General features: G+C 66.8%; 33 protein-coding genes. 14 read left to right on the forward strand and 19 right to left on the reverse strand.

The window, feature by feature from the left end:
• The 4 genes from VIM12_RS07940 to VIM12_RS07955 all read left to right on the forward strand — a co-directional run.
• Nucleotides 1-274, forward strand: a 274-nt coding sequence (locus VIM12_RS07940) for an ABC transporter substrate-binding protein (RefSeq protein WP_331941076.1), incomplete at its 5' end; no start/stop codon positions are given.
• Nucleotides 275-357: 83 nt separating this feature from the next.
• Complete coding sequence (locus tag VIM12_RS07945; protein ID WP_331941077.1) at nt 358-1,065, forward strand: aspartate/glutamate racemase family protein; 708 nt, start codon at nt 358-360, stop codon at nt 1,063-1,065.
• Nucleotides 1,007-2,101 carry an asparaginase domain-containing protein gene (locus tag VIM12_RS07950; protein ID WP_331941078.1) on the forward strand — a complete coding sequence of 365 codons (1,095 nt, stop codon included), beginning with the start codon at nt 1,007-1,009 and terminating at the stop codon, nt 2,099-2,101. The genes VIM12_RS07945 and VIM12_RS07950 overlap by 59 nt, the downstream gene beginning before the upstream one ends.
• 102 nt (nt 2,102-2,203) lie before the next feature.
• Nucleotides 2,204-3,370 (forward strand): benzoate/H(+) symporter BenE family transporter, encoded by a 1,167-nt coding sequence (locus VIM12_RS07955; RefSeq protein ID WP_331941079.1) that lies wholly within the window; start codon nt 2,204-2,206, stop codon nt 3,368-3,370.
• 22 nt (nt 3,371-3,392) lie between these two features.
• On the opposite strand, the gene VIM12_RS07960 is transcribed toward VIM12_RS07955, so the two are convergent.
• Genes VIM12_RS07960 through VIM12_RS07975 form a run of 4 tightly spaced genes read right to left on the reverse strand, consistent with a single transcriptional unit; the run spans nt 3,393 to nt 4,944 of the window.
• Nucleotides 3,393-3,758 (reverse strand): 5-carboxymethyl-2-hydroxymuconate Delta-isomerase, encoded by a 366-nt coding sequence (locus tag VIM12_RS07960; protein ID WP_331941080.1) that lies wholly within the window; start codon nt 3,756-3,758, stop codon nt 3,393-3,395.
• Nucleotides 3,758-4,069, reverse strand: a complete 312-nt coding sequence (locus VIM12_RS07965; RefSeq protein WP_331941081.1) for a cupin — start codon at nt 4,067-4,069, stop codon at nt 3,758-3,760. Before VIM12_RS07965 ends, VIM12_RS07960 begins: the two co-directional genes overlap by 1 nt.
• Before the next feature lie 25 nt (nt 4,070-4,094).
• Nucleotides 4,095-4,589, reverse strand: coding sequence for a DUF3291 domain-containing protein (locus VIM12_RS07970; RefSeq protein ID WP_331941082.1), 495 nt, complete (start codon nt 4,587-4,589; stop codon nt 4,095-4,097).
• Between the two features lie 22 nt (nt 4,590-4,611).
• Entirely contained in the window at nt 4,612-4,944 is a 333-nt protein-coding gene (locus VIM12_RS07975; protein ID WP_331941083.1) for a DUF2917 domain-containing protein, read from the reverse strand.
• A gap of 166 nt (nt 4,945-5,110) precedes the next feature.
• Here VIM12_RS07975 and gcvA point away from each other — a divergent pair, with 166 nt between their 5' ends.
• The 3 genes from gcvA to VIM12_RS07990 all read left to right on the forward strand — a co-directional run bounded on the left by gcvA (nt 5,111) and on the right by VIM12_RS07990 (nt 7,382).
• Nucleotides 5,111-6,007 carry a transcriptional regulator GcvA gene (gene gcvA / locus VIM12_RS07980; protein ID WP_331941084.1) on the forward strand — a complete coding sequence of 299 codons (897 nt, stop codon included), beginning with the start codon at nt 5,111-5,113 and terminating at the stop codon, nt 6,005-6,007.
• Nucleotides 6,008-6,116: 109 nt separating this feature from the next.
• Nucleotides 6,117-6,566: an SRPBCC family protein gene (locus VIM12_RS07985; RefSeq protein WP_331941085.1), complete on the forward strand. Its 450-nt coding sequence runs from the start codon at nt 6,117-6,119 to the stop codon at nt 6,564-6,566.
• A gap of 180 nt (nt 6,567-6,746) precedes the next feature.
• Complete coding sequence (locus tag VIM12_RS07990) at nt 6,747-7,382, forward strand: glutathione S-transferase (RefSeq protein WP_331941086.1); 636 nt, start codon at nt 6,747-6,749, stop codon at nt 7,380-7,382.
• 73 nt (nt 7,383-7,455) lie between these two features.
• Here the strand turns inward: VIM12_RS07990 and VIM12_RS07995 are convergent, their stop codons facing one another.
• From VIM12_RS07995 to VIM12_RS08040, 10 genes are all read right to left on the reverse strand, one after another.
• On the reverse strand, nt 7,456-7,725 hold the full coding sequence (locus VIM12_RS07995) for an HP0495 family protein (RefSeq protein ID WP_331941087.1): 270 nt from the start codon (nt 7,723-7,725) through the stop codon (nt 7,456-7,458).
• An 82-nt stretch (nt 7,726-7,807) separates the two neighbouring features.
• Nucleotides 7,808-8,653 carry a D-amino acid aminotransferase gene (locus tag VIM12_RS08000; RefSeq protein ID WP_331941088.1) on the reverse strand — a complete coding sequence of 282 codons (846 nt, stop codon included), beginning with the start codon at nt 8,651-8,653 and terminating at the stop codon, nt 7,808-7,810.
• Between the two features lie 158 nt (nt 8,654-8,811).
• Nucleotides 8,812-9,957 (reverse strand): D-alanyl-D-alanine carboxypeptidase family protein, encoded by a 1,146-nt coding sequence (locus VIM12_RS08005; RefSeq protein WP_331941089.1) that lies wholly within the window; start codon nt 9,955-9,957, stop codon nt 8,812-8,814.
• A 134-nt stretch (nt 9,958-10,091) separates the two neighbouring features.
• Complete coding sequence (locus tag VIM12_RS08010; RefSeq protein WP_331941090.1) at nt 10,092-10,715, reverse strand: alpha/beta hydrolase; 624 nt, start codon at nt 10,713-10,715, stop codon at nt 10,092-10,094.
• Nucleotides 10,712-11,068, reverse strand: a complete 357-nt coding sequence (locus VIM12_RS08015) for a (2Fe-2S) ferredoxin domain-containing protein (RefSeq protein ID WP_331941091.1) — start codon at nt 11,066-11,068, stop codon at nt 10,712-10,714. Before VIM12_RS08015 ends, VIM12_RS08010 begins: the two co-directional genes overlap by 4 nt.
• Before the next feature lie 24 nt (nt 11,069-11,092).
• On the reverse strand, nt 11,093-12,247 hold the full coding sequence (locus tag VIM12_RS08020; protein ID WP_331941092.1) for a VanZ family protein: 1,155 nt from the start codon (nt 12,245-12,247) through the stop codon (nt 11,093-11,095).
• Between the two features lie 58 nt (nt 12,248-12,305).
• Nucleotides 12,306-12,917 (reverse strand): ABC-type transport auxiliary lipoprotein family protein, encoded by a 612-nt coding sequence (locus VIM12_RS08025; RefSeq protein ID WP_331941093.1) that lies wholly within the window; start codon nt 12,915-12,917, stop codon nt 12,306-12,308.
• 11 nt (nt 12,918-12,928) lie between these two features.
• Nucleotides 12,929-13,858 carry an MlaD family protein gene (locus tag VIM12_RS08030; protein WP_331941094.1) on the reverse strand — a complete coding sequence of 310 codons (930 nt, stop codon included), beginning with the start codon at nt 13,856-13,858 and terminating at the stop codon, nt 12,929-12,931.
• Nucleotides 13,848-14,645: an ABC transporter ATP-binding protein gene (locus tag VIM12_RS08035; RefSeq protein WP_331941095.1), complete on the reverse strand. Its 798-nt coding sequence runs from the start codon at nt 14,643-14,645 to the stop codon at nt 13,848-13,850. The genes VIM12_RS08030 and VIM12_RS08035 overlap by 11 nt, the downstream gene beginning before the upstream one ends.
• A complete protein-coding gene (locus tag VIM12_RS08040; protein WP_331941096.1) occupies nt 14,645-15,760 on the reverse strand; it encodes an ABC transporter permease in 1,116 nt (371 codons plus the stop codon). The genes VIM12_RS08035 and VIM12_RS08040 overlap by 1 nt, the downstream gene beginning before the upstream one ends.
• A gap of 134 nt (nt 15,761-15,894) precedes the next feature.
• Between VIM12_RS08040 and VIM12_RS08045 the strand changes: the two genes are divergently transcribed.
• Genes VIM12_RS08045 through VIM12_RS08055 form a run of 3 tightly spaced genes read left to right on the forward strand, consistent with a single transcriptional unit; the run spans nt 15,895 to nt 18,305 of the window.
• Nucleotides 15,895-16,683, forward strand: coding sequence for a biotin--[acetyl-CoA-carboxylase] ligase (locus VIM12_RS08045; protein WP_331941097.1), 789 nt, complete (start codon nt 15,895-15,897; stop codon nt 16,681-16,683).
• A 3-nt stretch (nt 16,684-16,686) separates the two neighbouring features.
• Complete coding sequence (locus VIM12_RS08050; RefSeq protein ID WP_331941098.1) at nt 16,687-17,442, forward strand: type III pantothenate kinase; 756 nt, start codon at nt 16,687-16,689, stop codon at nt 17,440-17,442.
• Nucleotides 17,442-18,305, forward strand: a complete 864-nt coding sequence (locus VIM12_RS08055) for an SPOR domain-containing protein (protein WP_331941099.1) — start codon at nt 17,442-17,444, stop codon at nt 18,303-18,305. The genes VIM12_RS08050 and VIM12_RS08055 overlap by 1 nt, the downstream gene beginning before the upstream one ends.
• A 3-nt stretch (nt 18,306-18,308) precedes the next feature.
• Here VIM12_RS08055 and VIM12_RS08060 read toward each other — a convergent pair whose 3' ends face one another.
• From VIM12_RS08060 to VIM12_RS08075, 4 genes are all read right to left on the reverse strand, one after another.
• A complete protein-coding gene (locus tag VIM12_RS08060; protein WP_331941100.1) occupies nt 18,309-19,433 on the reverse strand; it encodes a branched-chain amino acid ABC transporter substrate-binding protein in 1,125 nt (374 codons plus the stop codon).
• Nucleotides 19,434-19,556: 123 nt separating this feature from the next.
• On the reverse strand, nt 19,557-19,760 hold the full coding sequence (locus VIM12_RS08065; RefSeq protein WP_331941101.1) for a cysteine-rich CWC family protein: 204 nt from the start codon (nt 19,758-19,760) through the stop codon (nt 19,557-19,559).
• Entirely contained in the window at nt 19,757-19,957 is a 201-nt protein-coding gene (locus VIM12_RS08070; RefSeq protein WP_331941102.1) for a zf-HC2 domain-containing protein, read from the reverse strand. Before VIM12_RS08070 ends, VIM12_RS08065 begins: the two co-directional genes overlap by 4 nt.
• Complete coding sequence (locus VIM12_RS08075) at nt 19,954-20,520, reverse strand: sigma-70 family RNA polymerase sigma factor (protein ID WP_331941103.1); 567 nt, start codon at nt 20,518-20,520, stop codon at nt 19,954-19,956. Before VIM12_RS08075 ends, VIM12_RS08070 begins: the two co-directional genes overlap by 4 nt.
• Before the next feature lie 129 nt (nt 20,521-20,649).
• Here VIM12_RS08075 and argB point away from each other — a divergent pair, with 129 nt between their 5' ends.
• Nucleotides 20,650-21,561, forward strand: coding sequence for an acetylglutamate kinase (gene argB / locus VIM12_RS08080; RefSeq protein ID WP_331941104.1), 912 nt, complete (start codon nt 20,650-20,652; stop codon nt 21,559-21,561).
• Nucleotides 21,562-21,994: 433 nt separating this feature from the next.
• Here argB and VIM12_RS08085 read toward each other — a convergent pair whose 3' ends face one another.
• Nucleotides 21,995-22,954: a TraB/GumN family protein gene (locus tag VIM12_RS08085; RefSeq protein WP_331941105.1), complete on the reverse strand. Its 960-nt coding sequence runs from the start codon at nt 22,952-22,954 to the stop codon at nt 21,995-21,997.
• A 58-nt stretch (nt 22,955-23,012) separates the two neighbouring features.
• On the opposite strand from VIM12_RS08085, the gene VIM12_RS08090 reads away from it, so the two are divergent.
• The 3 genes from VIM12_RS08090 (at nt 23,013) to VIM12_RS08100 (ending at nt 25,447) form a co-directional block, all read left to right on the forward strand.
• A complete protein-coding gene (locus tag VIM12_RS08090; protein WP_331941106.1) occupies nt 23,013-23,732 on the forward strand; it encodes a pyrimidine 5'-nucleotidase in 720 nt (239 codons plus the stop codon).
• Nucleotides 23,733-23,755: 23 nt separating this feature from the next.
• Nucleotides 23,756-24,331 carry a nucleoid occlusion factor SlmA gene (gene slmA, locus VIM12_RS08095; protein ID WP_331941107.1) on the forward strand — a complete coding sequence of 192 codons (576 nt, stop codon included), beginning with the start codon at nt 23,756-23,758 and terminating at the stop codon, nt 24,329-24,331.
• Between the two features lie 225 nt (nt 24,332-24,556).
• A complete protein-coding gene (locus VIM12_RS08100; RefSeq protein ID WP_331941108.1) occupies nt 24,557-25,447 on the forward strand; it encodes a DMT family transporter in 891 nt (296 codons plus the stop codon).
• Nucleotides 25,448-25,456 lie beyond the last annotated feature (9 nt).

The following is a 25,456-nucleotide window of genomic DNA, read 5'->3' on the forward strand; positions in this document are numbered from 1 at the left end:
GGAAGACTTCCGCGCAGCATTCAAGAAGAAGTTCAACGCCGACGTCCAGATCTACGCACCGTACGTGTACGACGCGGTCATGGTGATGGCCGAAGCAATGAAGAAGGCCGATTCCAGCGATCCGAAGAAGTACCTGCCCGAGCTGGCCAAGATCAACTACAAGGGCGTGACCGGCAACATCGTGTTCGATGCCAAGGGCGACATCAAGAACGGCACGCTGACCCTGTACACCTACAAGGGTGGCAAGCGTGAGCAAGTGGCTGTCGTGAAGTAACAGCAGTACCGACGCGGCCGGCATCGCGCCGGCCGCGTTTTCTTTTCCGAATCCATACGCCGGCCTCGCTGCCGCGCCGCCCCATGCAGGCTCCGAACAGAAAGCGCATCGGCATCATTGCCGGCTCCGGCCCGGAGGCGGGCATCGATCTCTGGAACAAGCTCCTGCGCGCCAACCGGCGCCTGCACGGCAGCGCATTCAGGGGCGATCTCGACGCGCCCGCGGTCACCATCATCTCCGAGCCGGCGCTGGGACTGTCTATGGAGCTCGACCGCAACGACGGGCCGGTATGGGAATGCCTGCGTGCCTGCGCCACCGACATCGCGCAGCGCACCGACTACTTTGCCATCGCCTGCAACACGCTGAACCACTACCAGCCGCAGATCGAGGCGCTCGGCCTGCCTGCGCGGTTCGTTTCCTTCGCCGACGTCGTGCTCGACCATCTCCGCGACCGTGGCGTGGGCCGCGTCGCCTTGCTGGGCGCGCGGCCGGTGACCGATCTCGGCCCGTGGTCGCACTACCGCAAGCTGGCTTCCGAGGTCGAGGTCGAGCTGCCGCGACCGGCGCAGGCGGCTGCCTTGCATGCCCTGATCTATGCGGTGAAGGCGCAGGGCGGCGACAGCGGCGAATTGCAGTCGCGGTTCCGCGCACTGCTCGACGGCATCGAGGCCGATACCGTGCTGCTGGCCTGCACCGAACTGCCGCTGATACCACTGCAGGAGACCGGCAAGAATGTGGTGGACGTCACCGATCTGGTCGCGCTGCGCCTGGCGGAACTGTCCAACCAATGACAAGCAAGGGATACAGCGCGCCATTAGCCGCAGACACATCGCCCTGATCTACGCCGGCGGCACCGTCGGCATGACAAAGACGGCGCGGGGCTATGCGCCGATGGACAACTTTGACGCGGCGCTGGCCACGCTCCTCGACGGGCAGGGCGAACGGCTGCCGCGCTACACCCTCCACGCCTACGCCGATCCGATCGACAGCTCCAACGCCACGCCGGCCGACTGGCTTCGTATCGGCAGCGACATCGCGGCCCGCTACCACGAGTACGACGGCTTCGTCGTGCTGCACGGGACCGACACCATGGCCTACACGGCGGCCGCGCTGTCGTTCATGCTGCAGGGATTGCGCAAGCCCGTGATCGTCACGGGTTCGCAGATTCCGCTCGATGCAGCACGTTCCGATGCCGCCCGCAACCTGGTCGGCGCCCTCACGCTGGCAGCGTCGGACGACATCAATGAAGTCGCGCTGTTCTTCGATACCCGACTGCTGCGGGGCAACCGCAGCACCAAGGCCAGCGCCGCGCGCATGGCCGCCTTCGACAGTCCGAACTACCCTTGGCTGGCGGAAGCAGGCATCGACATGATGTTCAATCGTGGCGCCCTGTTGCCGCGGCCGGCGCGCGAGGCCTTTGCGCTGCCTGCCGCCTATCCCGGCATGGTGCTTTCCCTGCGTTTCGTGCCCGGGATGCCGCTGGCGGCCCTGCAGGCATTGCTCGCGCTGCGCCCGGACGCGCTGATCCTCGAGTGCTATGGCGCCGGCAATGCGCCGGACCGTGATCCGGTCTTGCTCGATCTGCTCGCCCGCGCCTCGGCGGACGGCACGGCGGTCGTCGCCTGCAGCCAGTCGCCGCACGGGCGGGTCGCGATCGGCACCTATGCGGCCGGTGCCGGCATGGGGGCGGCGGGCGTGGCCGGCGCGGCCGACATGACCTTCGAGGCGACCTATGCGAAGCTGCACCATCTGCTTGCGCTTGGCCTGGATGCCGCTGCGATCCGCGACCGGTTCGTCGTGAGCCTGAGCGGCGAAGTCACTGCCTGAGCGCAGCCGCAGGCGGCGCGTGCGCAGTGGCGGACGCTCTGCGCGGCGCAAGCCGGGCCATTCATGCAACAATGTGCGCCTCCGTTTCCAGGGATCGCACGCATGTCCATCGTCAGGGATTTTTCGCTCTCCGCGCTGGCAGCCGGTTTTGTCACCGTGCTGGTCGGCTTCACCAGTTCCGCCGTCATCGTGTTCCAGGCCGCGGCCGCACTCGGCGCAGGGCCGGCCGAGATCGGGTCCTGGATGGGCGCGCTCGGGCTTGGCATGGGCCTCACCTGCATCCTGCTGTCGCTGCGCTACCGGGTGCCGGTGGTGACCGCATGGTCGACGCCGGGCGCCGCGATGCTGATCACTGGCGCCGCGGGCGTAACGCTCGGCGAGGCGACGGCGGCGTTCCTGGTGTCCGCGGCGCTGATCGCGCTGTGCGGCTTTTCCGGCTGGTTCGAGCGCGCGATCAACCGCATCCCGGTGTCGATCGCCTCCGGCATGCTGGCAGGTGTTCTGCTGCGTTTCGGCATGGATGCCTTCGTCGCGATGCGGACCCAGTTCCTGCTGGCCTTCGCCATGTTTGTCGTCTATCTCGCCGGCCGCCGGCTGTTTCCCCGTTATGCCGTGATCGCCACGCTGGGGCTGGGCGTCGCCATCGCGGCGGCACAGGGCCTGCTGCATCTCGGTGACGTGCGGCTGGAATTTGCACAGCCGGTGTTCGTCACGCCGCACCTGTCGCTGTCGGCCATGGTCGGCGTCGCGCTGCCGCTGTTCATCGTGACCATGGCATCGCAGAACGTGCCCGGCGTCGCGGTGATCCGCGCCTCCGGATACAGCGTGCCGGTGTCGCCGGTGGTCGGCTGGACCGGCGTGGCAAACCTGCTGCTGGCGCCCTTCGGCGGCTATGCCCTGAACCTTGCGGCCATCACCGCTGCCATCTGCATGGGACGGGAGGCGCACGAGGATCCGGCGCGCCGCTACGTCGCGGCAGTGGCGGCCGGTTTTTTCTACCTGCTGGTGGGGCTGTTTGGGGCGACCGTGGGCGCCTTGTTTGCGGCGTTCCCCAAGGAGCTGGTGCTGGTGATCGCCGGGCTGGCGCTGTTCGGTACGATCGGCAACGGGCTGGCAGCGGCGCTGGCCAACGAACGCGAGCGCGAGCCGGCGCTGGTGACCTTCCTGGTCACCGCGTCCGGCGTCACGCTGTTCGGGGTCGGCTCGGCATTCTGGGGCCTGGTCGCGGGCGCGCTGGCACTGGTCGTGCTGAACTACCGTCGTGCCTGAGGGCGGCGGGGGAGCGGGGCGTTCAGTCGTCCTGGACGACTGACTTCGCGTAGCTCGGCCGGTCGATCTCGACGATTTCGGCGCACAGCTGGACCGACAGGCCGGCCACCCGCGGGCAGGCCGACTGCAGCACTTCCAGCATCAGGCCGGCGACCTTCTTCTTGGTGTCGGCGTCGCGGCCGCTCAGGATCGCGAGCTGCGCATGCACGAAGCCGCGCTGCGCCTCCACCGTGCCGATGACGAAGTCGTGCAGCGCGCGGGCGCGCGCCTTGATGTCGACTTCCGTGAACTCACCGGTCGCGGCAAGGGCGCGGTTCAGGCTGCGCAGGATCGGCAGGGGATCGAAGCCATCCAGGTTTGCCGTGTATTCGAGGGTGAGGTGCGGCATCAGACGCTGCCCTCCTTCTCGATCACCAGGATGCGTGCCGCGCCTTGCGGGTGCGCCACATGTTCGCATCCGATGCCGGCGAAGAACACGTCGCCGGTCGCCAGCCTGGCCACCTTCTCGGCCCCGTCCTCGCGGTAGTGCATGTCGACCGTGCCGTCGAGCACCGCGAAGACTTCCTCGCCGTCGTTCACGTGCCACTTGTACGGCTGGTCGGTCCAGTGCAGCCGGGTCGTGATCCCGTTCATGCTGGCGATATCCAATGCGCCCCAGGCGCGTGCCGCGGTGAATTCACGGCTGCGGATGATTTTCAAAGTCGCTCCCTGTTTGTCGGTCTGTTCAATCTGTCTGTACTTCGGCCGCCGCCAGCTTCGCGCCGGGTGCGGGAAACAGCGATCCGAAGCCGAACGAGAATTCGCTCGGCCCGTGCAGCTGCAGGTACTTCAGCCGCTCCTTCGCCTCGGCGATCGTCGGCCGGTGGTCCGGCCGAATCCACCACATCGCGGTCCAGGCCTGGTCGAGACGCTCGAACCATTCCCTGCGTCGCTTCATCGTGCCTGCGTGGGCGCCGCGGTACACGAATTCCTTCAGGTCGGCGGGCGACCGCCACACCGACAGGTTCACGATGACGCGCTCGTCATCATACGCCTGGAGCGCGGTGGCATCGTTGGCCCCGGTGCCGTCCGACTTCAGCCGCCAGACGAAACCGGGACTGGACTCGGCCAGGGCATTGATGCGGTCGAGCCGTTCGACGAAGGCGGCCATCACCGGGTCGCCGATCGCCCCGCGCATGCGGGCAATATTGACCTGCGCGAGATGACAGCCAGAGTGCATCGCCGTTCCCGTCGGTGCCGACTCAGCAGCCGGCGTCACTGCAGCCGCGCGCCCGTTGCAGCAGCGCCGGTGCAACCGGGGCTGGCGTCAGCACCCGGGCAAGGCGGCGCAACACCGGGGCTGCGCCACGCAGCTTCTGCAGCGGGCCGCCGCGGCGATGCTCGACGCCGGCGTCCTGTTCCGCCTGCAACACGGTCAGGCGGCCGGGAACGGCAGTGAAGCAGTCACCCGCATGCAGGAAATAATCATGACTGATGCCCTCGACCGTGATCCATACCTGGCCGCTCCTGACACGCAGGGTCTCGGCGCGGGTGGCGGTGCCGGAGATCACTTCTCCGGCCTGGAGTGATAGCATCTGGTTTGTGAACAGGCCTCTCATGGTCGTATGCTCCTATCAGTGCCCCGGCGCGCTGCTGCGGGTTGCAGAAGCAGGCTTTTTCCTGAAGCACGATGTCATTCTAGTGCTTGCCATCGGGATGGCTAAACGATATATTTTTGCTTCTCTTGTTAGGGATGCTCACATGTCAGACTTCCGGCGACTGCCCAATCTGGCTGCGCTGCGCGCGTTTGAAGCAGCCGCCCGCCATGGCAATTTCTCGCGCGCCGCCGAGGAAATCCACGTCACGCACGGCGCCATCAGCCATCAGGTCCGGGCGCTGGAAGAGGAGCTTGGCGTCACCCTGTTTGTCCGCAACGGCAAGCGCATCAGCGTCACGCCGGACGGCGAGCGCTTCGCGGAGACCCTGCGGCGCGCGCTCGCCGAGATCGCCGGCGCTGCCGACGCGCTGCGCGTCGACGCCCGCGGCAAGAAGCTCACCGTCACCGCGCTGCCATCCTTCGCCGCACGCTGGCTGTCGCCCCGCCTCGGCCGCTTCATCGAGCAGCATCCGGACCTGGAGGTGATGCTGCAGTCGAGCGGCGCGCTGACCGACTTCGTGCGCGAGTCGGTCGACATCGGCGTCCGCTTCGGCAAGGGCAACTATCCCGGCCTGGCCACCGAGAAGATCATGGACGACCATTACTACCCGGTGGCCAGCCCCCGCTACAACGGCGGCAGGCTGCCGCGCACGCCGCAGGAGCTTGCGGGAAGCACGCTGCTCCGGTGCGAAATGGAGCCCTGGACGCCGTGGTTCCGCGCGGCCGGCCTCGACGCTTTGGAGCCGACCGGCGGCCTGGTTTTCCAGGACTCGTCGATGCTGGTGCGGGCGGCAGCGGAGGGGCATGGCATTGCGCTCGCCCGGCACGCCATCGCCATGACAGAGATTGCCTCCGGCGAGCTGGTGCGGCTGTTCGACGTGACGGTACGGTGTCCGGATTCCTATTTCCTCGTCTGCCCGCCGCAGGCGCTGCAGAAGCCGCAGGTGCAGGCCTTCCGCAGCTGGTTGCTGAAGGAACTGGAGGCGTTGCCGGCGTTGTAGGGGAGGGGCGGATGGCAGCGTGGCCGCCGCTACGCCTGCCCATGTCGATTCCGGGCGCCGCCGTTCGTCGCAGGGCCAGAGGGACTTCCTCTGTCATCGGGAGATCACCATGAGCGCCAGCAATACTGTCCGCCTTCACCGCGTCCTCCGCGCCTCTGCCGAGCGCATCTATCGGGCCTTCCTCGACCCTGGCGCGATGGCCAAGTGGCTGCCGCCGCATGGCTTCACCGGCAAGGTGTACCAGATGGATGCCGAGGTCGGCGGCAACTGGCGGATGTCGTTCACCAACTTCACGACCGGCCACACCCATGCTTTCGGCGGCACCTACCTGGAACTGGTCCCGGGCGAACGCTTGCGCTATACCAGCCAGTTCGACGACCCTCAGCTCCCTGGCGAGATGGTGACCACCGTCGTCCTGACGACGACCGCGGTCGGTACGGTGCTGCACATCGAGCAGGAGAATATCCCGTCCATGATCCCGGTCGAGGCCTGTTATCTCGGATGGCAGGAATCGCTCCTGCTGCTGGCGAGTCTGGTGGAGGCGGAGATTCCGGGCTGATGCGTCCGGGCGTGAAGTGGCCGCCATTGCGCCGCACGCCCTGCGCGCCGCGGACCGCCCTTGCCCGTCGCAAGCCGCCCCCTTTCAGGAACGCCCCGCGGTATGGGAAGATGCGGACGAGCGGCCTGTGCGTCGCGCGCCGCTCCCCGCACCGTTTCCAACCGAAAGGAAGTCCGCACCATGAAGCTCATCGGCATGCTCGATTCCCCGTTTGTCCGCCGCGTCGCGATTTCGCTGCAACTGCTCGGCCTGCGCTTCGAGCACGAGTCGCTGTCGGTCTTCCGCAGCTTCGACGCGTTCGGCAGGATCAACCCGGTGGTGAAGGCGCCGACCCTGGTTTGCGACGATGGCACGGTGCTGCTGGACTCGACGCTGATCCTGCAGTATGCCGAGGCGATGGCGCGGCCGCGCTCGCTGCTGCCGTCCTCCGTGGCGGCGCTGCAGGCCGACCTGCGCGTCATCGGCCTGGCGCTTGCGGGGTGCGAGAAAGCGGTGCAGATCGTCTACGAGCGCAGCCTGCGTCCGAGCGAGAAGCTGCATCAGCCCTGGGTGGACCGGGTGACCGGGCAGTTGCTTGCCGCCTACCGCGAACTGGAGAGCGCAGTCGCACGCACGCCGCTGGCGGATTCCAGTGCGGCCATGAGCCAGGCGGGCCTGAGTACCGCGGTGTCCTGGCACTTCACCCAGCAGATGCTGCCTGAACTCGTGCCCGCCGCGGAATTCCCGGTGCTCGCCGCCTATTCCGCCCGCGCCGAAATGCTGCCGGAGTTCAGGGCGGCCCCCTATGGGGACGCCACCTTTCGCCAGCAGGACTGAGCCTGCGGGAACGGGCAGCCGGCAACGGCAGCGCGACGGCCGGCGCTGACGGGCAAGCCCAGCCGGTCGCCGCCTACAGCACCACCTTCACCATCGGATGCGAGCTCAGTTCCCGGTAGAGGTTGTCGAGCTGTTCGCGGCTGGTAGCGACGACGGTGACCGTCAGCGACAGGTAGGTGCCCTTTGACGAAGGGCGCATTTCCATCTTTCCGGCGTGGAAATCAGGATCATGGCGGGTGACGACCTCGACCATGGTTTCGGCGAAGCCGTCCTGCATGACGCCCATGATCTTGATCGGGAAGTCGCTCGGGTATTCGATGAGGGTATCGGTGGGAGTGGCCATGATGTGAAGTGGCGGTCGGGCGCCGGGAAGGCGGCGCCGCGCCGCTGCAAGTGCACGCGCCGGAAGGCGCAATGCCGGCATTTTACGCCTTCTTGGCTTCCTGATAAGCCGCGTGCAGCTTGCGGAAGACCGGGCCTGGGCGGCCGTCGCCGACCGGGCGGCCGTCGATGCTCGCCACGGCGAGGATTTCCTTGCTGGCCGAGGACAGCAGCACCTCGTCGGCCTGCATCACTTCCTCCCGGGTGATCGGGCGCGAGGCGAAGGGAATGCCGCCGGCGGCGCACAGTTCCTCGATGAAGCCGTAGCGGATGCCTTCCAGGATCATGGCGTCCCGCGGGGGCGCATACAGCTCGCCGTTCCTCGCGATCCAGACATTCGACGCCGAGCCCTCGCTCAGCCAGTCGCCGCGAAACTGGATGACCTCGGTGGCGTCATGTTCGACGGCGAATTGCGCCGCCAGCACATTGCCCAGCAGGGAAGTCGACTTGATGTCGCAGTGCAGCCAGCGCTTGTCGTCCATCGTGACGCAGGGGACGCCGTTCGTTACCGCCTGGGGCGACGGCGGGGAGAACGGGTTCGTCATGATGAACACGGTCGGCGTCACTTCCTTCGGAAATGCATGTCCGCGCCTGGCGACGCCGCGCGTCACCTGCAGGTACACCAGCTGGTCGTCGGCCGGATGGGCGGCGGCCACCTGGTCCACCAGGCGCAGCCATTCCTCCTCGGCGTGCGGATTGGGGATGCCGATCTTGTTCAGGCTGCGGAACAGACGGGCGATGTGCTGACGCGCACGGAATAACTTTCGTGCATACATCGGCACGACTTCATAGACGCCGTCGCCGAAGATGAAGCCGCGATCGAGCACTGGAATCCTTGCCTCGGACAGCGGCGTCATCGCGCCGTTGAGGTAAACCAGGGGGTCTTGCATTGGGTGGGCCTTTCGTGAAGTGATGCTTCATTCTTGCACAGCCGGCCGGCCCTCCTCATGCAAAAAAAGTATGCGGGCAAACAAAAACGGCGGCCTGCGTTGCAGTGCCGCCGTTCTTGCCGGTGCGCGCGGCGCATCCGGCATCATGCGCAGGGTGATTACTGCATCCAGAGACGGACGGAGTCCCAGGCGCGACCGAAGATGCTGGCCTGGTTGACCTGTTCCAGTGCGACCACCGGCAGCTCGGCCAGCGGCTTGCCGTCGACGACCATCTTCAGCGTGCCGACCTTGCTGTTCTGGGCGACCGGCGCCACCAGCGGATCGGTGCGCTCCAGCACCGGCTTCATCTTGTCGGCGACGCCCTTCGGTACGGTGACGAACACGTCATGGGTGAAGCCGATCTTGACCTGGTTCTGCGAACCCTTCCAGACATCCGGGGTGGCCACTGGCTGGCCCTTTGCGTACAGCTTCACGGTGTCGAAGTTCTGGAAGCCCCAGTTCAGCAGGCGCTGGCTTTCCTGCGCGCGGACCTGGTCGGACACGGTGCCGAGCACCACCGACACCAGCCGGCGGTCGCTGCCGCCGTTCGGGCGCTTCGCGGTGGAGATCAGGCAGTAGCCGGCGGCAGCGGTATGGCCGGTCTTCATGCCGTCCACCGTCGGGTCCAGCCACAGCAGGCGGTTGCGGTTGGGCTGCTTGATCTTGTTGTAGGTGAACTCCTTGGTGGAGTAGATCTTGTAGAAGTTCGGATGGTCGTTGACCATGCGCGTCGCCAGGATGGCCAGGTCGCGCGCGGTCGAATAGTTGTCCGGGCTGGGCAGGCCATGGGCGTTGGCGAAACGGGTGTTCTTCATGCCCATGCGCTCGGCCTCGCGATTCATCAGGACGACGAAGGCATCCTCGGTGCCGGCGACGGCTTCCGCCAGCGCGACCGCCGCATCATTGCCGGACTGGACGATCAGCCCATACAGCAGGTCGTTGACCGAGACCGGGGTGGCCGGGTCGATGAACATCTTCGAGCTGCTCGCGTCGACCTTCCATGCGCGTACCGAGACATTGACCATCTGGTTCAGGTCGAGGCGCTTTTCCTTGATGGCGGAAAAGCTCAGGTAGGCCGTCATGATCTTCACCAGCGAAGCCGGCTCGATGCGCATGTCCGGCTCGTGCGCGGCAAGCTGCTGGCCGCTGGTCGCATCCAGCAGCAGCCAGGACTTGGCGGCGATGGTCGGGGGAGGAAGCGCCTGCGCGAACGCGGCAGACATCGAAAAGACGGCGGCTGCAAAAGCAGCAAGAATTTTTTTCATGGGCGTACTGTGAGATCCCGCCGGCATCAGCGGATTGCTAGGAGAAACAAGGAACGAATTATAGCTTCGCGGCATTGCCTGCCGGACTGACCGAAGCAATTTGAACACTCCGGCAAGCATTTCCAGCAAGAAAGTTAGCGATGCCAGCTTTCGACCACAAAATTCTTAATGTGTTGCAATTTGCGGTGAAAAAAATGATCGGCGCCGGGCACCACCAGGACCGGGAGGTCCTGCGGCCGGGCCCAGTCGAGCACGTGCGCCAGCGGGATGGTCTCGTCATGCTCGCCATGAATCAGCATGGTATTGGAAGGCACTGGCGGCACCTCCCACTTTCCGGCGGCGGTACCGACGAGAACCAGGCGTTCCGCGCCGCCGCCGGATTCCGCCAGGCGCTGCTGCAGCCGGGCCAGCACCACCGTGCCGAATGAGAAGCCGCCGAAGGCCACCGGCAGCCCGGCGAATTCCCGCGTCATGTGGGCGAGCAGCGCCGCCATGTCGTCCGTCTCGCCATTGCCGGCATCGTAACTGCCTTCCGACTTGCCGACGCCGCGGAAATTCATGCGTGCCGTCGCATAGCCGAGCGCGACGAAGGCGCGCGCCAGCGTCTGGGCCACCTTGTTGTCCATGGTGCCGCCGTATAGCGGATGCGGATGGGCGACCAACGCGACACCGCGGGGCGCCGCTTCCGGCAGGTCGAGCGCGCACTCCAGCACGCCCGCCGGGCCGGTGATTGAAAAGCGTCGGGTCTGCGCGTTCATATCTTCAGCCGGTCCACCGGCCTGCCCTTGACCAGGTGCTCGTCGATGATCTCGTCGATGTCTTCCTTGTCCACATAGGTGTACCACGTGCCCTCGGGATAAACCACCAGCACCGGGCCTTCCTCGCATCGGTCGAGGCAGCCCGCCTTGTTGATGCGCACCTTGCCCTGGCCGCTGAGGCCGAGTTGCTTGATGCGGGACTTCGCGTGTTCCTGCGCTTCCTTGGCCGCCTTGTCGGCGCAGCAGGGGCGACCCTCTTCCCGATGATTCAGGCAGAAGAAGACATGATGTTGGTAATACGGCTTGTCGGACATGTCGGTGTCTGGGGAGGCGATGCGGAGAACGGCAATCATACACCCGCATCCCGCCGCGCGTTTTCAGTGGCGGCGGTGCATCGGATGCAGGAGGAACCAGAGCGCGATGAACGGCCAGCACACGGACAGGAAGTGGGCGGCGCCGTTGAAGTTGAGGAATTTCCCCTGGGTCCAGGCCTGCAGGGTGGCGACGAAATACGGGTTTGCCGGCACCAGGTTGATGATCGCAAGGCCGGCGAGCAGGCTGGCGATCGCGAGCCGTCGCCGCGCGACCGCAGGCGCATACGCGAGGCCGCTCATCATCATCGCGCCGACCGCAAGGCCGCCGCGGGCGCCGGGGGTCAGCCAGGCCAGCGCGTTGGCCGGCGTAAACAGGACTGCGTTGGCAAGCGCCTTGGCGGCGATGGCGGCGATCGCCAGCGTACCGACCAGCAGCACGGTCGGGGCCTGCTTGCGCAGCACGCAGGACATGGTCAGCAGCGCGCCGGTCATGCCCAGCGCGGTGATCAGTATCTCGGCGAGCCAGTAGTCCTGGATGTCCAGCCCCAGCCCGGGCGCGAGCAGCGCGGCGAGGTCGATCGGGGTGCCGGCCCAGTCGGAAAGCCAGTCGGACAGGATGGGCATCAACTGGCCATGGCCGAACAGGTAGCCCTGCGGGTAAATCTGCGCGAGCGGCCACAGCCCGAGCACGATCAGGCCGCGGCCGGCCTCCGGCACCAGCCAGTTGCGGCGCACATGCAGCAGCCGGCTCTGCTGCAGGAAGAACGGCGTCAGCAGCATGCCCGCCAAGGCCCCGGCCGCCGCGCCCGCGGTGTTGGTGATGAAATCGAGATTGGAAGAGACCCGGTTGGGCAGGAAGGTCTGCAGCGCCTCGAGCGAGCCCGACAGCAGCATGCCGGCCGCCAGCGCGACCGCCGCCGCCCACCCGCCGCGCACGGTCGGATACAGCGCGAACACCACCAGCGCGCCGAACGGCAGGTAGCCGACCACGTTCGTGACGACGTCGAAACCCGTCCAGTAGTGCGGAAGCGGCAGCAGCAGGAAGCCCCACATCCGCAGCCCGATATCCTGCCATTGGGCGAACGGGTACAGGCTGGCGTAGATGATCAGGAAGCTGTACGCCAGCAGGCCGACGCGCGCGAATGTCGAGACCTGCGCGTGATGGACGCGGGTATCGGCATCGAGCTGAAGGCTGTCGTCGTGGGGCTGCATGCGCATGGTACGGCTACCGCTGGCGGTGACCGCCTATTCTCTCAGATGCGTGGCGGCGGGCAAGCTATTTGAGGTCCAGGGTGCCGAGCCAGGTGATCAGGTCGGCGACGGCCGCGTCGCCGGCGGCGGCCAGCGCCGCGGCACCCCCGGCGGCATCGGCGCTCGGCGCGGGCGCTTCCTGCACGAAGGCCCTGTGCGCCAGCAGCGTGCGGCCGCGAAAGACGGAGGCGCGCAGGCTGACGCGGCCGCGACTGCTCGACGGGCTGTCGAACACCTGCGTGAAGTCGTCCGCCTCGATGCGCAGCACGGGCACGTTGGCCGCGCCCTGCGACGCCGCCAGCGCCACGCCGCCGGCGCCGCTGATGCGTGATTTCAGCTGCTGCAGCAGCAACTGCGAAGGCGGCATGGTCCAGCGCGCATGGGCATAGGGACTCGGCTGCAGCGGCTTGTCGTAGCTGAGCCGATAGAACAGCAGCGTGCTGTCGAGCCAGCTCGGCGTGGCAATGCTGGCGATGCTCAGGGGCGGCAGCGCCGGCAGCGCCGTGGACGCCCGCGTTTGCAGCGGGCCGAGGTCGTACAGGCTGGGGGTATCCGGGCCGCGCGATGCGCAGCCGCCGAGCAGGATCAGTGCGGCGGCAAGCAGCAGCGGGGGGCGCGGGTTCAAACGCTTGCGCATGGGTTGCTCCCTCATTTCGAATCGAATCCCGGCTCGCCCGGACCCGGCGCCGACCGGGGCGCGCCGAACAGCACGCTCTGCGGCCGTTCGCTCAGGTTGTCCAGCGCCCGGTTCAGCGAACGCAAGGATGTGCGGACATCGGTGGCGAGCGGCAGCGTCTCGTACTCCAGCCGTTCGGCGACCGCGCCGACGCGCTCTGCCGTGTTGCTGATGGTCGCGATCGGGCCGTCCGGCTGCTGCAGGTTGGTGGACAGCCGGTCCAGGTTGTTCAGCAGGCCGCTGGCGTCGCGCGACAGCGTGTTGAGCGAGCCCAGCGTCTGCTGCGCCTGTGCGGTGAGTGCCGGCATGCGCGAAAGCGTCGGCTGGAGCTGGCGCGGGATCGCCTCCAGCTGGCTGGCGGCGCTTCCGATGCTGTCGAACGCGGCCAGGATCTTTTCCTGGTTGGCCGGCTGCAGCAGGTTGTTGATGCGCGAGGCGACTTCCTCGGTCTGCTGCAGGATGGCCAGGCCGCGGTTCTGCAACTGGTCGAAGATGCTCGGCCGCATCTCGATGCGGGCAATGCGCTCCGGTGCGCTCTCCAGCTTGACCGGCTTGCTGCCGTCGTCGTCCAGCTGGATATAGGCGATGCCCGTCACGCCCTGGTAGCCGAGGGTGGCGAAGGTCGACTGCGTGATGGGCGTGTCCGGCCGCACGCTGATGTGCACCAGGATCTGGCCGACTTCGCCAGGATTGAAGGTGATGTCGTCGACCTTGCCGACGTCGAGTCCGCGGTAGCGTACCGCCGCCTGCGGATTGAGGCCAGGAATCGACTGTTTGGTGGCGATCTGGTAGGGGACGTATTCGATCCGGTCGCGGTTGAACCAGAGGCCGGCGACCACCGCCGCCGCCAGCAGCACGATGGTGAACAGTCCGGCCATGAAGGCGTGTGATTTATTTTCCATGATCTTTTTCCAGGTTCTTTTCGCGCAGCACCTCGAGCGCGCGCAGGCCGCGTCCCCCGAGGAAGAAACGTTCGACGAACGGATGCTGCAGGGCGACGATGCGCTGCGGCGCGTCGACAGCGACCACCCGCTTCTCCGCCAGCACCGCGATCCGCGTGGACAGCGCGAACAGGGTGTCGAGGTCGTGCGTGACCATCACGACGGTCAGCTTCAGCTGCCGGTGCAGGGCGTCGATCAGCGCGACGAAACTGTCCGAGAGGTCGGGATCGAGCCCGGCAGTCGGCTCGTCCAGGAACAGCAGTTCGGGCTCCAGCGCCAGGGCGCGCGCCAGCGCGACGCGCTTGATCATCCCCCCGGACAGATCGGCCGGCATCTTCAGCGCGTCGCGCGGCGTGATGCCCACCATGTCCAGCTTCAGCAGCGCGGCGTCGCGGATCAGCGCTTCCGGCAGCACCCGCAGCTCGCGCATCGGCTGCGCAACGTTGTCGAAGGCGGTCAGCGCCGAGAACAGGGCGCCCTGCTGGAACAGCATGCCCCAGCGCGCCCGCAGCTGGCGGCGCCGATGGCCGACCAGCTGGTTGAGGTCCTCACCGAACACTTTCACGCTGCCGCGGGACGGATGTTCCAGACCCAGCATCTGCCTCAGCAAGGTCGTCTTGCCGGAGCCCGACCCGCCGACCAGGGAAAGGATTTCGCCCTGCCGCACCACCAGGTCCAGGTCCTGGTGCACCACCACGTCGCCAAAGCGCGTCCACAGCTTGTCGATTTCAACGATCGGGGCTGCCATCAGTAGAAGCCCACGCCCTTGAACAGGATCGCAAACACCGCGTCGGCCACGATCACGACGGTGATGGCCGTGACTACCGACAGTGTCGTGCCTTGCCCCAGGCTCTCGGTATCCGGCTTTACGCGCAGGCCGAAATGGCAGGCGACCAGCGCGATCAGGATGCCGAAAACGATGCCCTTGCCGATGCCGATCCAGTAGTTGGCCACCGGTACCGCGTCCGGCAGCTCGCGCAGGAAATAGCTGGCCGAGAGCCCGAGTTCCAGCTTGGCGGCGGCCATACCGCCCAGCAGCGCCACCGCATCCGTCCACACGACCAGCAACGGCATCGACAGCGCCAGCGCCAGCACGCGCGGCATGATCAGCCGGAAGCCGTGCGGCATGCCCATCACCAGCATCGCGTCGAGTTCCTCGGTCACCCGCATCACGCCGAGCTGGGCGGTGATCGCGGAGCCGGAGCGCCCAGCCACGAGGATCGCCGCCAGCAGCGGGCCGAGTTCGCGGATGACGCTCATGCCGAGGATGTTCACCAGGTAGATGTCGCCGCCGAAGGTATGCAGCTGCTGTGCGGACAGGTAGGACAGCACCACCCCGATCAGGAATCCGACCAGCGCCGTGATGCCGAGCGCGCGGTAGCCGACGTGGAACACGTTGGCGGAGATTTCCTTCCAGGGGCCGCGGCCGGGCCGCATGGCGAACGCCGCCAGATCCAGCGTGAGCTGGCCGAGCAGGCCGATGAAGCCGGAAAGGTGGCTCGCCAGCGCTCTCAGCCGGTCGTGCAGCGCGCCCGGCGTGAACCGGCCGGGACCGGGCGGGGGGAGCTGAAGGTTGCCGGCCTCCTCCAGGCGGCGGAACACCGCTTCATGTGCGGGTGCGACCGCCAGCGCGTGCGGCCGGGACCGGCCCCAGGCATTCCAGAGGAGCTGGGCGCCGATGTGATCGAGCGCGGCGAGGCCGTTCAGGTCCCACGCAGTGGCATTGCGGGCGGTGGCAAGCTGGTCCTGGATCTTGCGCATGACGCCGCGTCGGGCGAGCGCATGGACCTGCCACGCGCCTGTCGCCGCCGCAGTCTGCTTCTCCCTGTCGAAGCTGAGGACGGGTACTTGTAGTTCTGGCATCCAGTTAGTGTAAGGGAGAATTTGGCGCCGGGCATGCATGCCGCCATGACACAACTCAGCGGATTGGCGCATGCAAGCGTGCGGGCTTGCTTGCAGGCATGGCGACCCCTGCGCGACGCCGCTACAATGCCGGCATGATGATCGCACCCGCCCCGGACCCGGACCGCGTCGTCGCCCTGTGCCGCCCGGCGGCCCAGGACGTGACCGTCAGGGTCATTGAAGAAACCGGCTCCACCAATGCCGACCTGATGGCGGCGCTGCCCGGCCTGGCCGGCCCGATGTTCCTGCTGGCGAAACACCAGACGGCAGGACGCGGCCGCGCCGGCCGCGAATGGCAGTCGCAAGCCGGGAAGTCCCTGACGTTCTCGCTTGCCTGGAAATTCGCGCGGCCGCTGCACGGGCTGGTCGGTCTGCCGCTGGCCGTCGGCGTCGCGCTGGCGGAAACGCTCGCCGTGTTCGGCGCCGAGGTGCGGCTGAAGTGGCCGAACGACGTTTTGCTGCAGGGGCGCAAGCTGGCCGGCATCCTGATCGAATCCGCCGCCGCCGGCAGCGGCAGCTGGGCAGTGATCGGCATTGGCATCAACATGGGGCTGGACGCCGAGGCATCGGCCCGGGTCGGCCGGCCGGTCGCGGGCCTGCCCTGGCTGGCGGCGCTGGACCAGGATGTCTTCCTGGCGGCGCTGCTGAGCACGCTGGCGGAGACGCTCGACCTGTTCGGGCAGCAGGGGCTGGAACCGTTCACCGGGCGCTGGAATGCCTTGCATGCCTATACGGGCCAGCCGGTGATGATCCTGGAGGATGGCAAGGTGTTGCATGAGGGCGCCGCCGCGGGCGTCGACGCCGTCGGCCGCTTCCTGGTCGATACGGCCGCCGGCCGCGTGGCCGTCATGGCCGGCGACATCTCTCTGCGCGTGAAGGAGTAGGCCATGCTGCTGCTGATCGATGCCGGCAACACCCGGGTCAAGTGGGCCCTCGCGCCGGATGGGCGGGGCGGCGGCCGGGCGCTGGGGCAGTGGGTCGCCTCGGGCATGGTCGAGCATGCGCAGGTCCGTGAACTGGCCAGCGGCTGGCAGGGCCACAAGGTGACGCACGCGCTGGTCTCGAATGTGGCCGGGCAGGCGATGCGCGAGGCGCTGGAAGCGGTGCTCGGCCTGCAGCCGGTGCCGCTCGAATGGTTTGCGTCGGTGCCGGGAAGGGCAGGGGTGCGCAACGGCTACCGCAATCCCGGTCAGCTCGGATGCGACCGCTTCGCGTCGGCAATTGGCGCCCATGCGCTGTTTCCCGGCGAGGCGCTGCTCGTCGCCACCTGCGGCACCGCCACCACGGTCGATGCGCTCACCGCGGACGGGCTTTTCCTGGGTGGTATGATCCTGCCCGGACTCGGGCTGATGGCGAGTTCGCTGGCGCGGAACACCGCCCAGTTGCCGCAGGTGGCGGAACACCTGGACGTGAGCGAGCCCTTCGCCGACCACACGGACGCCGCCATCGTCAGCGGCTGCCTGGCGGCGCAGGCCGGCGCGATCGACCGGGCGCTGGCGGCGCACGGCAGGAAGCACGGCGCGCGCCGTTGCATCCTGTCCGGCGGCGCGGCGCGGCTGATCGCGCCGCACCTGGCATCCACCCCGACCATCGTGGACAACCTGGTGCTGGTGGGCCTGCACCAAGTCGCTATGGATACCTGATGCTGAAAATCCTCTTCTCGGTACTGTTGCTGGCCAACGCCGGCCTGTTCGCCTGGCAGCGCGGCTATCTCGAAAGCCTGGTGCCGAGCGGACGCGAGCCTGCGCGCATGGACAACCAGATCAATCCCGACAAGCTCCGGCTGCTGCCGCCTCCTGCGCCCGCAGAGGCGGCGCCGGCGGCGGGCGCCGGCAACGCGCCGTCGGAGGGACAGGACAAGGCGGCCACGCCGGCGCAGGCCCCGGCGATTCCCGCACCGGTTCCGGCACAGCCGCCGGCGTCACCGGCGCCTGCGTCCGGACGCAGTAACGCGCCGGCGCCCGCGGCCGATACCAGGGCGGAGGCAAGGACGGAAGGCATGCCGGTCCCGGTGAACGCGGATGCCGCGGCGCCTGCGCCCCAGCGCCTCGCGTGCACGGAGATCGGGGACTTCGACGCGGACGGGGCAAAGCGCTTCGGCGCCCGGATCGCCGCGCTCGACCTCGGCGGCCATGCGACGCGCCGGCCGTTGCAGGAGGTCAGTTCGCATGTGGTGTACATCCCGCCGCAGCCCGACAAGGAAGCGGTGGAGCGCAAGGCCGGCGAACTGCGCCGTCTCGGCGTCGAGGACTTCTTCATCATCCTCGACAACTCCCCGCTGCGCTGGGGCATCTCGCTCGGGGTGTTCAAGCAGGAGAGCGCCGCGAAGGCGCACCTGGCGGCGCTGACGGAGCGCGGCGTGCGCAGCGCGCGCATCGGGCAGCGGATGGCGCCGAGCGGCATGTTCGCGTTCCAGTTCCGCAAGCTGGACCCGGCGCAGCAGGACGCGCTGGACCGGCTCAGGGCCGGCTTCCCGCAGCAGCAGCAGCGCGCCTGCCAGGACTGAGGCTTACAGCAGGTTGCGCTGCTCGACCATCTCGCCGCCGATCACCTGGTAGATCACGACCGTACCGTCCTTGATGTCACCCTTCTCGTCGAACTCGATACCGCCCTGGATCTTGCCGGAGAACGACGCCTTGGTCAGTGTCGGCAGGAAGGTCTGCGGACTGGTTGAACGGCCTTCCTGCATCGCCTGTGCCAGTACGTGGATGCCGTCGTAGGACAGCGCGGAGTAGGCGCCCGGCTTGCCGAACTTGGCCTTGTACATCTCGGAGAATGCGATGCCCGCAGACAGCCAGGAAGAAGGCACGCCGGCGATGGTGCAGTAGTAGTTGTTGTCCGCGCTGCCCTTCGCCTTGCGAACCGTCGAGTTGTCGCACATGGCGTCCGCCACCACGAACTTCGCTTCCGAGCCGGCTGCGCGCAGGGCGACCAGCAGCGGCATGCCGGCCGCTTCGTCGCCGCCGAAGAACACCGTGTCGGCGCTGGATGCCGCGATCTTCTTCGCAACGTCGGTGAAATCGGCGCCCTTGGCGTCCAGTCCCAGCCGGGTTGCCTGCAGCATCTTCGACTGGACGCCGCGTTCGACCTCGTCCGCGATGCCGGTACCGAAGGTGGTGCGGTCGTCGACGATGTACAGGGTCTTGCTGCGCAGCTTGTCGCGGATCAGGTTGGCGAGCGCCGCGCCCTGCTGGATATCGTCGGCCGTGATGCGGAAGGTCGTCTTCAGGCCCATGCGCGTGTACTTCGGATTGGTCGAGACCGACAGCTGCGGAATGCCGGCGGCGGCATACACCGGCGCCGCCGCGATCGAGACGCCTGAATTGAAATGGCCGAATACGGCGGAAACGCCGGCGCCCGCCAGGCGCTTGGCAACGGCAACGCCTTCTTCCGGCGACGCCTTGTCATCCTCGATCGCCAGCTCGAAGCGGGCGCGCTTGCCGTCAATGTAGAAGCGGTCGGCGTTGAGTTCGTCGACGGCCACCTGCGCGCCGTTGGCGATGTCCTTGCCGTATTGCGCCAGCGGCCCGGACATCGGCGCGGCGACCCCGATCTTGACGGTGACCTCGCGGCTGCACGCGCCGAGAAGGATGATCGCAGCGAGGCTGCAAGCGATGGATGTCATGCGGTTCATTTTTCCCTCCCGGTGGATGCACGGATGCAAATTGATCATAAGAGGGGTTTGGGGAAATTTAATTTGTTTATTTTCCTTATGGAAAATATTTTATTCTGCCGACGAGCGGCTGCATGCCATCGCCTACTTGTCGGGACGGCAGGTGTCCGCCTGCATGTCGAGTAGCGTTTGCAGGCAGGCGGGGCAGAAACAACGGGCCTCCCCGTCCTGTTGCCGCACATAGGCGGCCGGCGGCAGTGCCGGTAGTCCGGTGCACCAGCAAGGGCCGCGGGCGCCGTCGGCCATGCCGCATTCGAAATGCGCGCCGCAGCGCTCGCATGTGCTCATCGGGCGTCCTCGTCGTCGCCCGGGGTCATCCTGCGCATCGCCTCGCGCAGCAGCCGCAGCTGGCCCTCGAAGTTGCGGCAGGCTTCGCAGCCCAGGAGGTGGACGCGCATGCGGGCGCGCTCGCCGAAGGTGAGGCTGCGGTCCATGCCCTCCGAGGCCAGCCGATGAGTTTCCTTGCAGGTTGTTCCCAGGCTCATGGGCGTCTCCCGAACCAGTTCAGGTCGAGGCACTCGCGCAGCTGCACCCGGGCGCGGTACAGGATGACCCAGGCGTTGGCAGCGCTGATGCCGAGTTCGCGGCAGATTTCGTCGGTGTCGAGTTCCAGCCACTCGCGCATGATGAAGATGCGTGCCATGCGCGGCGGCAGGCGTTCCAGGCAGATCTCCATCACGCGGAAGAAGTCCTTCTGCTCCAGCGTGGCATCCGGGTCGCCCCATTGCCGCGGCATGTCGATCACATGCCCGTCCGGCCGGAACAGCGCGTCGATGAAGTCGTCGTCGCTCTCGCCGTCGGCCGGCGCCAACGGCACCTCGCGCTGCCGGCTGCGCAGGCTGTCGATGATCTTGTGCTTGAGGATCCCGGTGACATAGGTCCGTAACGAGGATCGTCCCGCGTAGCTGTCCGGCTTCTCCAGCACCGCCACCAGCGTGTCCTGCACGACGTCCTCGGCGGTGCTCGGATTCCTCAGCTGCAGCAGGGCAAAGCGCACCAGGGCGGGGCGCAGGGATTCGAGGTCGCGATGCAGGAGGGCGCTGTTCATGCGGGTGGATTGTCATTTGGGCAAATGCCCTGGTGCGGCTAGTCTACCGCAGCGGGAATTCAGCGGCAGGGCCTGCAACGACGGCGGGCTTTGCCTGTAAAATCGCGAAGTTCTTTTTCAGGATCCACCATGACCAACCCCGCCGCTCCCACCGCCGACCTGAGTGCGGTATCCCCGCAGATCAAAGCGGAAATCCTGGCCGAGGCGCTGCCCTACATCCGCAAGTTCCATGGCAAGACCATCGTCGTCAAGTACGGCGGCAATGCGATGACCGAGGAGAGGCTCAAGCACGGCTTCGCGCGCGACGTGATCCTGCTCAAGCTGGTCGGGATGAACCCGGTCGTGGTGCACGGCGGCGGCCCGCAAATCGACAATGCGCTGAAGAAGATCGGCAAGCAGGGTACCTTCATCCAGGGCATGCGCGTCACCGACGAAGAGACGATGGAAGTGGTCGAGTGGGTCCTCGGCGGCGAGGTGCAGCAGGACATCGTCATGCTGATCAACCACTACGGCGGCCAGGCCGTCGGCCTGACCGGCAAGGATGGCGGGCTGATCCGCGCGCGCAAGATGCAGATGCCGGACAAGGACAACCCCGGCCAGTTCCTCGACATCGGTTTCGTCGGCGACATCGACGCCATCAACCCGGCGGTCGTCAAGGCGTTGCAGGACGATGCCTTCATCCCGATCATCTCGCCGATCGGTTTCGGCGAAGACGGCCAGGCCTACAACATCAACGCCGACGTCGTCGCCGGCAAGATCGCGGAGATCCTGAAGGCCGAGAAGCTGATCATGATGACCAACATCGCGGGCGTGCAGGACAAGAAGGGCAACCTGCTCACCGACCTCACCGCGCGCGAGATCGACGAGATGTTCGCCGACGGGACGATCTCCGGCGGGATGCTGCCGAAGATCTCCTCGGCGCTCGATGCGGCGAAGTCGGGAGTCAATACGGTGCACATCATCGACGGGCGGATCGAGCATTCGCTGTTGCTGGAGGTGCTGACGGAGCAGGCGTTCGGGACGATGATCCGGTCGCACTGAGTCTCGCCCCGGCCGACGATTGCGGCCTCGGGGCTTCGCCCCTTCGGACGCCCGGAAAGGAGAGGGGTCCCGCGGGAAATGAATCCGCGGGACCCCTCTTTTTTCTTGGGCTGCGTTCACGCGGCGCTGCCAGCGCAACTGCCACGAATTTCAATCTTCGACATCCTTGCGGCGGGAGACAGTTGGCGCAAGCGATTCATCGCGATAGCGGCTTTTGCTTGTCGTGCGGTTCTTCGGTGCTCCTGCGCTGTTGCTACTCCGTGGGGGCCAGTCCCGGCTAGCCCCCACGGAGTGGCCACAGCATCGGGGCACCGAAGAGAAGATGGTGCGAGGTGCGAGGTGCGAGGTGCGAGGTGCGAGGTAGGAGGTACGAGCAGAGAGCAGAGGACAGCCGCGAACCACGGTGGACCAAGCGGAAAATCCCAACACCCTCTCAATAAACCTTCTCCACCTCCACGCCCCTCTCCCGCAACAACGCCGGCACTCCCCCCTCCCCAACAAGATGCAGCAACCCCACCCCCACGAACGCGCTTTCCCGCCGTTCCAGCAGCCGCACGATCTTGTCCGCCATCTCCGGATTCCGCTTCTGCAGCAGCACCTTGTAGGTGAACGATGACGACACCGATCCGTCGCCGAGCGCGTCCCGTACGATCCCCTCAATCTCGTCACCGTTCCCGGTGGCCCACGCCGCGATCAGGGCCTTTGCCTTCTTCATTGCCTTGCCGTCTTCCAGTTCGGCCAGCTGCTCGCGCAGGTACTGCTCCTGCATCGCATCGTCCATGCCGTCGAAGAGCGACATCTGGTATTCAGCCGATTCCAGTTCATGCACCGACTTTGTCTGCACGTCGGCGACCGACAGCAGGAACATCTCGACGCCTCGCGCGCGCTGGTAGCCGCTGCGCTCAAGGTCGAGGCCGAGCAGCAGGTTGGCCAGCAGCCAGGGCTTGAAGCGGCGCATCGTCTCCCATGCAAGGCCGGCGCGCTGCAGCGCCTGCTGCAGTTGCGCGAGGACCGGGGTGCTCAGGTGGCGGCTGACGTCGTCGCCCGCAGCATATACGCCGTGCTTGTCCAGTGCCGCCTGAAACAGGGCGCCGTCGCGGATGTCGATCTCGAGGACCAGCTTGCTGGCCTGCGCCAGGGCATGGGTGACTTGAGCTTCGAGAGGGAAGAAGGCGGGCGTGCCGACATGGATGGTGCCGAACAGGTAGCTGGTCTGGCCGTGATGGCGAATCCGGTAGAGCGCGCCGCGGGCGGGGATGCCGGCGCCGGCGGCGGCGTGGACCGGCGGCGCTGCTTGTGCGGAAGCCGCTGCTGCTGCATTATTCTCCGCACCTGCGGGCACGGACAACAAGGCCGCGACCGCGCTTAGCAAAACTGCAATCCTGCCCTTCATGATTCTCCCTGCGCGCCTGTATGCTCTCCATGGCATGGCGTCGAAACGACTCTAACAGATGCCAAAACCGATTTGGTTGTTCGACCTCGACAACACCTTGCACAACGCCTCCCACGCAATTTTCCCGGCGATTAACGCCAACATGAACGCCTATATGGCGAAGGTGCTCGGGCAGGGCGGCATGCCGGCCGACGCCGAGGCGGTGAATGCCGCGCGCCTGCTGTACTGGAAGCGCTATGGCGCGACGCTGCTCGGCATGGTCAAGCATCACCAGGTCAGCGTCGATGAATTCCTGCACGAGGCGCACCGCTTCGACGACCTGTACACGATGATCCGCGCCGAACGGGGACTGGCGCGGCTGCTGCGCCGCCTGCCGGGACGCAAGATACTGCTCACCAATGCGCCGCGCCGCTACTCGCGCGAAGTGCTTCGCCACCTCGGACTGCATCGCCATTTCGCGAGGCATATCCCGATCGAGTCGATGCGGGTGCACGGCAAGCTTCGGCCCAAGCCGTCGCGCCACCTGTTGCGACAGCTGGTGGCTAAAGAGCGCGTACCCGCGCGCCGTTGTGTACTTGTCGAGGACACGATCGACACGCTCAAGGCAGCGAAGGCGGTCGGCATGCGGACCGTCTGGGTGACCCAGTACCTGCGGCCCGGCCCCAACGACAGCCGTGTCGCTCCCGGCCTGCCGGCGCCGGTGTTCACAAAGCGCCCCGGCTATGTCGATGTCAAAGTAAAATCGGTAACGCAGCTGCCAGGGAGGCTGCGTGAATAATTAGACAACTACATATAAAAATCATGGCAAGCATGAAACCAGGAGAACGCAAGCTGCAGATTCTGCAGACGCTTGCAGCAATGCTGGAGCAGCCAAAAGGGGATAAGGTCACGACGGCGGCGCTCGCCGCCAGGCTGGAAGTGTCCGAGGCTGCGTTGTACCGCCACTTCGCCAGCAAGGCCCAGATGTTCGAGGGACTGATCGAGTTCATCGAGTCCACGGTGTTCGGGCTGATCAACCAGATCAGCGAGCAGGAAGAGAGCGGCCTGGCGCAGGTGCAGGGGATCGCCGCCATGCTGCTCAGTTTTGCCGAGCGCAACCCGGGCATGACGCGGGTGCTGATCGGCGACGCCCTGGTGAACGAGGACGACCGGCTGCAGCAGCGCATGAACCAGTTCATCGAACGCGTCGAACTGGCGCTCAAGCAGTCGCTGCGCATCGCCGCCACCCAGGGCCAGGCGCAGGAGGCCGAAGTCGCGCTGCGTGCCAACATGGTGACGAGCGTGGTGCTGGGGCGCTGGCATCGTTTCGCCAAGAGCGGCTTCCGCCAGAGTCCGACCGAGAACGCGCAGGCGCAGGTCGCACTGCTGCTGCGCTGAGCACGACACCAGGCGCCGAAGAATCGCTGTTTTTGCAATCGCGCCGCCGAATTTGCATCGATTCTGCAGGCCTGCCCTGACGCTGCATCCCGCGCCAGCCGCTACGCTTTCGTGCAATCTTCGGCGCGCATCGTCCTGCCGCAGCGAGCGCCCCTGCAACTGCGGCGAATTGCAAACCTGAGTACACTCACTGCTTTGCAAAAACGGCCGGCCTCCGGCGTCCTCATGTCCGACACCAAGCATTTCCCCGTCGTCGCGTTCGCCGCCCTGCTGGTCGGCGGCATGGCCATCGGCTTTGCCGGCATCTTCATGCGCCTGTCCGATGTCAACCCGATTGCCTCCGCGTTCTGGCGCATGGCGCTGGCCGCACCCTTCCTCTGGGTATGGGCGCTGGCGGTAGCGAGGCAGGACGTCGCCGACGGCAAGCGTACCGACTTCACTCGGGGACTGGTGCTGGCGGGCGTCTACTTCGCCGCCGACATGGCGCTATGGCACCTGTCGCTGCATACCACCACCGTCGCCAATGCGACGCTGCTGTCGAACTTCGCGCCGATCTTCATCGCCCTGTGGGTGTGGTTCGCTCACCGCGTGCGATTCTCGCGCATCTTCATCATCGGCATGAGCTTCGCGCTGGTCGGCGCGGTGCTGCTGGTGGGGCCAAACGCGTCGGGCGGCGGCCATGGCGGGGGCAGCAAGCTGCTGGGCGACGCGCTCGGCCTGAGCAGCGCGGTCTTCTATGCCGCCTACCAACTGGTCGTGAAGGACGCGCGCAGCATGTATTCCACCGCGCGCCTCATGGCGTGGAGCACCACCATCACCGGCCTTGCGCTGCTGCCGTTCGCGCTGCTGTCGCCCGGCGATTTCTGGCCGGCCCAGGCTGCCGGCTGGATGCCGCTGCTGGCGCTGGCGCTGGTCGCCCAGATCGGCGGCCAGACCGTGATCGCCTATGCGCTGGCCCATCTCCCGGCCTCGCTTTCCTCGGTCAGCCTGCTGATCCAGCCGCTGACCGCGGCCGTTGCCGCGTGGTTGATCTTCGCCGAGGCGATCGGGCCGCTGCAGATGCTGGGCGGCGCGCTCCTGCTGTGGGGCATCTACCTGTCCAAGCGGGGCAGCTGACGATGGTCG

This window comes from Noviherbaspirillum sp. (genome assembly GCF_036563305.1).
In the GTDB taxonomy this organism is placed as follows: domain Bacteria; phylum Pseudomonadota; class Gammaproteobacteria; order Burkholderiales; family Burkholderiaceae_D; genus Noviherbaspirillum.